Here is a 9,749-nt window from a genome sequence, read left to right on the forward strand (position 1 = left end):
ATCGCCAGGCAGTATGGCCCTTCGATCGAGCTCACGACGAACAGCAACGGCAAGAACGTGGACCTCACGGGTTGCAAGATTTGATTGCCGTCGTCTCGACGGAACTGGAGGGATGCGACGACCTGTTGAACACGGCTATCGGGATCTTTGAGGATGCAGGTGGGCAGATCTCGATTATTCGATACGGCATCCCATATTTAAAAGGCCCGCGCTAGCGGGCTTTTCTTCGATCGGCATCCCTCGCTCAATAGGCACAGCCTGTCGTGAACGTCCCAACAAGCTGGCCGCCAAGCGCACCCGTATCGTTGCCGCTGTACCATGCGGCCGAGGATTTTGCTGATGCCTGGGCGTACCAGTAGGTTCCTTGGTCGACTGCGGCATAGTAGCTACCCTGGATTGGCGGCATGATATAGCCCGTGTCGTTTACCAGAATGAACTTGCCCGTGAACAGCGCCCAAGGCGTGCCGCCCGGGCAATTGTCCTTCCCGAAGGTCATGCCGTCGGTGACGTTCTCGATCTTGCGCGTCATCGTCATCGTCCCGAACGCCGACGTCAGCGCCTGATACTGCCCGCCTCGGCAGATGAAACCCACGTTGCTGCCGCTGGTCGCGATCTGGCCATTGGTGGCACAGGCCATGCCGGCGGTGATATTGGCGATGGCCGTGCCCACGGGTTGCCATTTCCCGTTGCCGCAGATCACCAGGCCCGTGCCGTTGGCGTTGGTGCGGGTCGCGCCGTCGGCTGTGCACGCCGTATCGGCCGTCGCCTTGCCCTGCAGATAGTTGTCGCCAGACGTGATCATGTTGTTCGTCTGGACCACGCCGTTCGGCGCGTAGAAGCCCGAGGCGTCCATCGTCGACGTGTTGGTGCCGTCGGTCACGGTCACGCTGCCGTCGCACTTGACCTGGATCTGCCCATTCGAACCACTGATGTACACGCACGGCCCCACCACGTCGGACGCCACATTCGCGTATCCATAGCTGCCGAACCCCACCCGAATGCCCAGGATGCCGGCGGGCGTGCCAGCGACCGGATTCGCCGTCGTGCTGCCCCCTGCCCCGGTCATGACCGCCGGCGCGGCCGGGAATGAGATATAGCCGTCCGGGCCAATCGTCGCGCTGGCCGTGCCCAACAGCGGGATCCGTGGCCGGCCTGCCTCGTCGTTCAGTGGCAGCGCCGAGTAGGCCAGCCCCACGACCTCGCAGCTCACGCCGGGACAGGCCTGGAGCGCCAGCTTGACCTTGAAGGACTGCCCTAGCGGCGTCCTGAGACCGAAGCCCGCCGGCAGGTATTTGGTCGCGATCAGCTCCAACACCGTGGGCGCCCGCGGATCGGTAAAGCCGGGCACCACCCCGGCCACAATCTGCGTCTTGTTGCCGACCACATAGCGGTTGACCGCAGTACGGATGGTGGTGGCATATTGGCCCGCGCCGACCGCCTGGTTGTCCTCGATCTCCCGGATCATCTCCGGCAGCTTCACCGTCGCGATGAGCATGGCCGCGATCACGAGATACAAGCCCATTTCGATCATCAGGTAGCCGCCGGTGCGGCGCTGCCGGCGGGCGGGCCGACGGATTCGGAAGGTTGACATGGGTGGGCGCAAGGTGTCTGTCGCGTTGAACGGACCGTGGCGCAACGGGCGGCTGCGCCACGGTGAAGGAAGAATGGCCCGGCGCTAGGTAGGACGCCCCGGGCCCACCGCAATTACAGCGCCTTGATCAACAGCGTGTTCTTGTCGTTCGAGCAGGTGATCTTGGAAGGATCCACCACGCCACCGACCGCCTTCACCACCGAGGCCGTACCGCCATTGGCGGCGATCGACAGGAAGGCGACGCTGCTGGCCAGCGACGACACCAGCGACAGGCAGGCGCTATCGGGAATCTGCGTCAGCGTGTACTGCACGGAGTCATTGGCCGAGTTAACGGTGCCGGCAACGGCGGTCAGCGTGCCACCGCCCAGGGCCAGCGTCGGGCTGGCGCCGCTGGCGTTCATGCTGCCCAGATCGCGGAAGAAACCGCCAGACTTGAGCGCAGCGTTGGTGACGCCGACGTAGTTGCCCTGGTAGCTCTGCTTGACCTTGCCGATGAGGCTGGTGAGGTCGCCGGACAGCGCCGTCGCCTGGCTCGCGGCACTGTTGCTGGCGAAGTACATGATGACGCCCACCAGGGCGAGCGCCGCAATGACCAGTACCAGGCCAACTTCGACCATGCTGTAGCCGGCCTGCGCGCGCAGCCGGGTCAGCTTGGATGCGCCGGCGGCGCGCAGGCGCTGCAGCTCCGCGCGGTGGGCGGCGCGGCGACGGGAGAGTGTGGAGTGTTGCATACGAGGTAGCTCCTTGAGCAGATAAGGTCCTGGGGTGCGAGGCCGCGATGCGCCGCCTTCGAAACACAGTTTCCTTGCCCGTGCCGCAAATCCGCGCTCGAATGCACCAGTAAAAGCAGCGTGATTCGCCCTGTCACGCCTGTTGCGCCAGTTGTGCCCGCACCGTCGGCACTGCCGGCTCCATCCGCACAAACAGAGAGGGGGTGCAGGATGGCACCCCCTCTGGCAAAACACAGACCGCAAGACGGCCTAGCGGACCATCGCCTTGATCTGCGCCTGGTTCTTGAAGTCATTGATCATGTACAGCGTGGCACCGTAGACACCAAACATGAGCATCACGCAGCCGAGCATCAACGCGAACCGCGACTTGCTGGCGCTCTTCGCCATCTCCACCGGCGCCGTCTTCATGATCAGTGCCCCCACGTCGTTGAGCATGGTCGAGAGCTGTGCGTACTCGGCGATATCGACCACCCGGTAGTAGTTCCGTTCGTTGACAATGCCCGTGTTGAAGAGCTCGCCCTTGGCCGTCGGCGCCTCCTCCATATTCCGCATGATCCGGTCGATGTGCCACGCGAGCCAACCCACCGAGTTCTCGCGGATCCGCTGCAGCGCGTCGGCAACCTGGATGACCTGCGAGCCGATCAGCTTGGTCACCGAGCCCAGCGCCACAAAGAAGGCCGCGCCCTGGAAGTCCCGGTACATCTGGTAGGGCAAGACGTGATCGTCCAGCCATGCGCGGCCACGCCCGGTGTACCGCGGCAACGACCAGAAGATCCACGCCACGACCGCAACCACGATCACAGCCTCCAGTGGCCACCAGGTCCGAATCAGCGTCGACGCGCCGAACAGGATGCGGGGCAGCAGGCCGAGCGAGGCTGCCCCCGCGTTGGCCGTCATGGCCTTCTCCAGCTGCGGCATCACCATGAAGGCCTGGATCGCCAGGAAGGCATGCAGCAGGACGATCAGGATCATGCCCGCCGCCATGGTCATGATCATCTCCTGCTTGGTCTTGCCCATCGCCATGACGTTCTCCCCGAGAGACTGCAGCCCGGAGGCGAGATCCCCCGCCTTCTCGGACACGGCCAGCAGCGTCAGGTCCTCCTTGGGCACGGTGCCGCGGATCGACTCGGTAAACGTGCCCGTGTCCGAGAAGCGGGTCAGCCAGTACTGGGCCATCTTGCCAATGGCCCGCTTCTGGTGGCGCGTGGCGTAGTTCTCGAGGAACTGCGTGATCGGCACGCCACGCATGGCCTGCATGCTTTGCGCAAGGTCGATGTAGAACTCGCCGCGCTCACTGCTGAATTCGTGCCTGGTGGCAAAGCTGACCGAGTGCACCTTGGCGAGCGGGTCCGGCGCGGACGATTTACGGAGAAATGACATGATGCGGGTTCTGGTTGAAGGACCGTGTGAGGGGACTCCGGCCGCCCCACCGGGCGGCGGCCGGGCGCCTAGAACGCGACGCGAGCTATGCCACGCGCCGCAGTGCCTGATCGAAAGCGGCCTGCCGCTCGTACTGCTCGAAGGTACCGAACTTGTACTCGACCTCCCGGGGGTCGATCATGCCGCGGGAGACCTTGAACATGGCGACTTCCAGCACGGACTTCCCGGCGCTGACTTTCTCATCGAAGCGGGAGCGATTGAGGGAGCGCACGTAGGCCTTCAGCTCGAGGTTCTGGCGCTCGCGAAACAGCTTGAGCATGGTCTGGTCCAGCTCGATCATCTCTGCCACGACGGTCCGTCCCTTCACGCCATGCAGCTCCGGCAGCCCGGTGCGACGGCACGTTGGGCAGCCCTCGGGATTCGCGAAGCGCAAGGCGGCCCGCTCAATGCCGAACACCCGCTCGATCCGAGCGAGGTAGTCTGCGCTGATCCCCGGCGCCTGCCGATGGTCGAGCTTGCACACAGGACAGTTGAGGGGGAGCAGGGCCTGGTACACCAGCAGGTTCATGAAGCCGGGCGTCGCGATGACGTCATGCGGAATGCCCAATTCTCCCGACGTCAGGCGCATGGTGATGGTATCGATCGCGCTGGGCGCGTGAACGGTCGAGAAGGCCCGGTGGCCGGATTCCGCAATGTCCCGGAACAGACCCGCACTCTCGTGGTCCCGGATCTCGCCGATCAGCACCGCATCCGGGTCCTGCCGCTTGAGCTGGCGCTTGACCGCCAGGAACGGGTCATTGCCGGAGTCGTTCATGGATCGCGACACCGAGTACTGATCCGTGTCCGGGATGATGTACTCGACCGGGTCTTCGACCGTGTACTTCGCCATGGTCTCGGGCAGCATCGTCATGATGGTCTGCCCGGTGGTGGATTTGCCTGAGCCGACCACGCCGGCAATGATGGTGCCACCGCCTAGCCGCCCGATCGAACGCCGCCAGACCTCGATCTGGTCCGGCAGGTAGCCGAGTTCCGCGAGCGAGCGAATCGACTGGGCCTCGTCCTGAGTCAGCATCCGCATAACGATCTTCGTGCCCTTGGCGGTTTGATTGGAGGCCCAGCGGAACAGCAGGCGGTGGCTGTTGATCTCGGCGCGGATCTGGCACGCCTGTGGCTTGTTCTCGTTGAATGCGTTCTCCGACCCGGAGACGCCGTGAATGTTGTAGAGATAGGCGGACGTGTCCAGCAGGTCGCCGGTCTTGATCTGGAACTCGCGCGGCCGGATGAGCTTGCCATCGACACGGAACCCGACGTTTGACCGCTCGTTCAGGCGCTCGATCCTGAAATGCAGGTCGGAAGCGTTGCTGTCGACCGCGAAGTTGACGATGTTCTCGAACTGCGACCAGAGCGCGGATTCCCGGTTGCGGGAGTTCAATGCACTCGTCAGGTTCTTGACCCGCGGCTTGTTCTCCATGACCCCATCGCGACACAGCTCCACCATCACGACGGTGGACGCAATGTAGTAGAGGGGATCGGCCGCCTCCCGCTTGAACGAAAGGGCCTTGATCAGCTCGTTGGCGATGTCCGAATTGATCATATCCTCGGTCAGGATCAGCGCAAAGCGGTTGGCCTCCGTCTCGACCGGGCAGATGAAATGGCGGAATGACGCCTGCAGGTTGATTTCCTCATAGAGCTTCTTGTTGAACGCCGGCAGGTCGTCAATGTGGTCGACCGGCTTGGATGCGGTCCGGTAGCCGCTGGCGGGGCGCGCTGGGGCATTGGCGGACGCCGGCGGCGCCAAGCTGGCGATCAGCGGCGACGGGCTTGCCTTCCTGCCGAACAAACGGTCGAACATAGGCTTCCTTGGTTAGCATCGATCCTGGGCTTACAGCATGGGAGCCCAGACGGTGTGTCCGCCCTTGCCGCGCTGCCCCACGGGCGCGAGCACGGCCCCCTCGGCCGTCAGGCGCCGCACCTGGTAGCCGGCCACGCGCACGCCCTTGCGGATCGGGTAGATACGGCCGTTCCAGTTGAGTTGCCCGTGGTAGTCCATGGTGCCGTCGGCATTGCTCACGCCGTAGATCGCCGCCACGAACGGCTTCGGTTCGACGGACGGGGCAACTGGCGCCTTGACCGCGCCAGCAGCGTTCGCAGATGGGGCAGCCGCGGTCGCCGCGGCCGGGAGGTTCGCCACCCCCGCCCCGGGCTTCAGCAGTTCGTCGTTGAGCCGCTTGATCGTGAGCTGATTCTCGAGGCGCTCGATTTCCCCGACGGTCGGGACGTCGGTTTGAGCCATCGCCGCGTGGCAGAGCATGGCCACGGCGAGGGCGGTAATAGTTTGAGTTATCTTCACGATCGGGTCCTTTCTTACTTGGTGAGAACAGCGCCCGTCACCTTGACGGTCGCGAACGATTCGGCGGTGCCCGCCTTGCCATTGCGCTCCAGGCTCAGGGAGAGCGCGGTGAGATAGGCGTACTCGGGGAACGTCTTCAGCACGGCGGTGGTGCGCAGCGGCACCTGGACGCTCCACCCCGCCTCCCAGTACAGCACCGGCACCGCGTCTTCCGCCACGCCTTCCGGCAGCCGGAACGGCTTGATCGTGCCCATCTTCGGTTCGGTGCCGAGCACGGCCATCTTCTGCAGGATGGGGATAAAGTCCTGGGTCAGCCCGCGTCGCGCCCGGGCCAGCTTTAGGACGTCACCAACCGTCCGGGTGCTGGCCAGGGGAACGGTGGTCGTGACGCGTACCGTGCGCTGGTCAGGATCGAACGCAGCCGCCTTCGCCCACTCCGCCGGCGCGGTGGCGAGGAAGCTCTCGTTTGACGCCTGCGCGAAGTTGCGCTCCAGACGGATCGCACATTCCAGGCGCGGCCCGTCCTTGGGCTCGCAGTCGACCGACTTCACGCCCCAGCCGCCGACCGATACCGGTAGCGCCCGCACCCATGCCAGGTAGTCGTCGACGCCCGTGGCAAGGAAGAGCGGCGAGGCGCTGACCACGCTCAGCGCCTGCGCGTATTGCTCCGCAGGCGTCTGCGTCTTGCGTATGGCCTCCTCCGCAAGCTGGGTCGCCCGCCATTTGCTGTAGGTCTGCCAGCCGACGCCGATGCCGCCGATCAGCAGCAGTACCACGGCACCCTGGATCGGCGTGACGCGCAGCTTCGGGCGGCGCATGATGGCGCCAGCGTCCGCCACGGTGACCAGCTCGGTCAGCGGAAGCGGCTCGATGCCGTCCAGGCGCGCATCGCCGATCAGGCTGAAGGACTCGTTGCCGCACACCTTGGCGAATTCATCCAGCAGGGTCTTGACCTCGGCCGCCCGCAGGAAGGCACGATCGAAGTCCTGGCGGGGCCGCCGTTGGTGGATCCCGACGGCCACGTACCCGTCCAGGCCCGGAATCTCGGACACATAGACCAGGTTCTGCGCGGTCGTCGCACGCAGGACCAGTTGCGCGCCGGCGTAGACGGTGATCCGCTTCCCAGGGCGCTTGACCTTCGGCGGCAGCAGCCCGACGTACTGTCCGGCCCGGTCCGCCCACAGCATAGTGGCGCCGGCCTTGCGGGCAACGGCTTCCTCGCGGCCTTGCCGCAGCAGGACCTGCCACTGCAGGCCGAAGGCCACCGACATCCCATTGATGGTAAGCATCACGATGCCCTCTCGCTCAGATATCGGCGTCGCGGATCACCGCCGACACCAGCACGATGGTGGTGGTGCGGGTGCTGCCTTGCGTGAGCGAGCCGCCGAGCGCCAGCGGTGCGCCGTCGCCCAGCGTGCGCCGGTCATACTGCGAGTGGATGCGGTCGAACCCTGTCAGGATCAGGGTCTGGCCGTTCTTGATCGGCACCTCCTGGGTCGAGCCCTCCCCGTTCACGTTGGGCAACTGGACCGACTGGGCGTTGCTGCCGCTGCCCGACACGAAGGTCTGCAGGCTCTGCAGCACCGATTGGTCCAGCGACAAGGTCAGCATCACGCTGTCCTTGCTGGTGGCATTGGGGAACAGCACCAGCTTCAGCCCGGTGGAATCCTGGGCCGTCTGGATGCCCGGCGTCGAGCCGCCACCGGAAATCGAGGCCACGCCCGGCGTCGTGTTGCTCACGTAGGAGAACGTGTTGCGCACGTTGTAGCTGATGGCGTGGCGGTTGCGCGTCGACAGCGGCAGCTCGGTGGAGGTCTGGACCCGCCCGATCTCGGCCAGCGCGCGGATGATCGCCTGCGTGCCGCTCCCCGCGCCGGACATGATGTTCAGCCCCAGTGTGCCGGCATTGCTGCTCACTAGCGAGGCCGGCGAGACCGCCGACAGGCTGAAGGCCGGGATGTGCGCCAGGGCCTTGGTCAGCAGGGCATTCCAGTCCACCCCGCTCTCCCCGGTGTCGGTGGTGGTGATCTGCACCGTCTGCACACGCAGCAGGACCATGCGGGACAGGATCGCGATCTGTTCCTTGATGATGGCGTCGGCGCGCTCCACCGCGTCCTGGGTGTCGGTGATCGTGATGGTGCCGGTGGCCTGGTTGGCGTTGATCGTGCCCACGCGCGTGAGCACGCTGTCGGCGGCCTCCTTGATTGAGGTCAGCTCGTTCAGGCCGCTCGCCTCGCTACGCACGGCATTGGCCGCCTGCTGCGCGCTCAGCGCGTTGCTGTTGTTGCTCTGGTAGGTTGGGCCGGACAGCGCGGTGGAGTACGAGTTGGTCGCCGGCGACACAGGCAGGTTCCAGCTCTTGGTGACCAGGCGGTAGAACTTGATTGCGTTGGCCTGATCGTCGTACTTCCACTGGATCTGCAGGCGGCTCGCGATGTTGTCCAGAATCTGCGCCAAAGGCGCTTCCATCCTCGGGAAATCCAGGTCGGTAGGCGAGTCGGGCTGAACGATGCCTGCGCCTGCACTGGATGCCGGCAGCGGCAACGGTGCCGGCGGCAGGCCATTGGTCCCGGTCGGCGACGCACCGGTGGGCGACGGCAAGGGCAGCGGTGCCATCGGCTGGGCTGCCGGCGCGCCAGCCTTCGCCGCGCCCGTATCCATCGTGCCGCTCTTGGGCATGAGCGACAGCGCCGAGAGGTAAACGTCGGGCGTGATGCTGACGGTGATGCCCGTGACCACGCCGATGCGCTGTGCCGCCTCGGCCAGCGACACCCTGCCCTTGGGGAACAGCACGGCGGTCTTGAAGCCGCGCTGCAGCGCGCGCGGCAGGCGCACGTCGCGGGCCAGCGGCACCGACTTGCCCACCAGATACGGCCGATTGACCTCCTGCGCCTGCTCGATGAAGGCACGGTTGGCGTCGATGGCCCGGTTGATCTCGGCTCGCTTGGCATCGGCCTTGTTGGCCGCATTGTGGTACTCACCCATCGCGCGCTGGGTCAGTGCCGGGGAGACGCAGCCAGCCAGCATCGCGGCGGCAACCGCGCAGGCGGCGAGTTTGAAGGTGATATGCATTGGTTTCGATCCTGGGTGGGCAGACGGTTGGTTGCGGCGTGGCTTATTCGGCGCGGTCACACAGCACGGTGGCCGGAATGACCCGCACCACGGCGTTGGTGTGGAAGCACGGCTGCACCGCGGCGTCGCTCATGTCGGTCGCGCGCAGAACCTCCCGAACGGCGGATTTGAAGTCGCTCGGGAACTGCGCGCTGCCGACCAGCGGTACGTCCCGCTCGGCGATCCAGACGAGCGACCACCCCGCGGCGCTGGCCCAGCGCGTGAGCAGCATGCGCACGTTCTGGTCGGCGGGAGTGACCTGCCACCCCGACGGCGCGGGTGCTGGCACGTACGCAGAAACGGGTACGGCGGCTTCCCGCTGCGCAATCCGCGCGGCGATCGGGTCCAACTGAGCTGCCGGCCCCAGGGTCACCGGACCGCTCTCGCGGACGATGTAATTGGCGGCGACGGCGGAGCTCGAGACCATTAGGCCCAGCAGCAGGGTCGCGCACGTTTGTTTGATGGCCATGATGACCTCTCTTCGATATTGAAGTGGTGTTGCCTTGCGTGCCTATTGATCTTTCCGTAAATCATGACATCACCACAACGTTGCCTGAACCCAGCACGCGGCGATGATCGAAGGCCG

At 65.4% G+C, this 9,749-nt stretch carries 9 protein-coding genes; 1 reads left to right on the forward strand and 8 read right to left on the reverse strand.

What is annotated here, in order from left to right; translation table 11 throughout:
- The coding region (locus ACGLHR_RS48675) for a hypothetical protein (protein ID WP_400102916.1) at positions 1-215 on the forward strand (215 nt) is incomplete at its 5' end.
- Positions 216-244: 29 nt separating this feature from the next.
- Here the strand turns inward: ACGLHR_RS48675 and ACGLHR_RS48680 are convergent.
- The 8 genes from ACGLHR_RS48680 to ACGLHR_RS48715 form a co-directional block, all read right to left on the reverse strand.
- On the reverse strand, positions 245-1,591 hold the full coding sequence (locus tag ACGLHR_RS48680; RefSeq protein WP_400102918.1) for a shufflon system plasmid conjugative transfer pilus tip adhesin PilV: 1,347 nt from the start codon (positions 1,589-1,591) through the stop codon (positions 245-247).
- A gap of 113 nt (positions 1,592-1,704) precedes the next feature.
- On the reverse strand, positions 1,705-2,322 hold the full coding sequence (locus ACGLHR_RS48685; RefSeq protein ID WP_400102920.1) for a hypothetical protein: 618 nt from the start codon (positions 2,320-2,322) through the stop codon (positions 1,705-1,707).
- 249 nt (positions 2,323-2,571) lie between these two features.
- The gene (locus tag ACGLHR_RS48690; protein WP_400102922.1) at positions 2,572-3,702 is read right to left on the reverse strand and encodes a hypothetical protein; all 1,131 of its coding nucleotides are present in this window, start codon (positions 3,700-3,702) and stop codon (positions 2,572-2,574) included.
- Between the two features lie 85 nt (positions 3,703-3,787).
- On the reverse strand, positions 3,788-5,554 hold the full coding sequence (locus tag ACGLHR_RS48695) for a GspE/PulE family protein (RefSeq protein WP_400102924.1): 1,767 nt from the start codon (positions 5,552-5,554) through the stop codon (positions 3,788-3,790).
- A 30-nt stretch (positions 5,555-5,584) separates the two neighbouring features.
- Positions 5,585-6,052: a hypothetical protein gene (locus ACGLHR_RS48700; protein WP_400102926.1), complete on the reverse strand. Its 468-nt coding sequence runs from the start codon at positions 6,050-6,052 to the stop codon at positions 5,585-5,587.
- A 14-nt stretch (positions 6,053-6,066) separates the two neighbouring features.
- Entirely contained in the window at positions 6,067-7,341 is a 1,275-nt protein-coding gene (locus ACGLHR_RS48705; RefSeq protein WP_400102928.1) for a hypothetical protein, read from the reverse strand.
- Positions 7,342-7,357: 16 nt separating this feature from the next.
- Positions 7,358-9,124: a hypothetical protein gene (locus ACGLHR_RS48710; RefSeq protein ID WP_400102929.1), complete on the reverse strand. Its 1,767-nt coding sequence runs from the start codon at positions 9,122-9,124 to the stop codon at positions 7,358-7,360.
- Between the two features lie 43 nt (positions 9,125-9,167).
- Complete coding sequence (locus ACGLHR_RS48715; RefSeq protein WP_400102931.1) at positions 9,168-9,632, reverse strand: toxin co-regulated pilus biosynthesis Q family protein; 465 nt, start codon at positions 9,630-9,632, stop codon at positions 9,168-9,170.
- Positions 9,633-9,749: the final 117 nt, after the last annotated feature.

Source organism: Cupriavidus sp. CuC1 (assembly GCF_044627735.1).
Classification (GTDB): Bacteria; Pseudomonadota; Gammaproteobacteria; order Burkholderiales; family Burkholderiaceae; genus Cupriavidus; species Cupriavidus ulmosensis.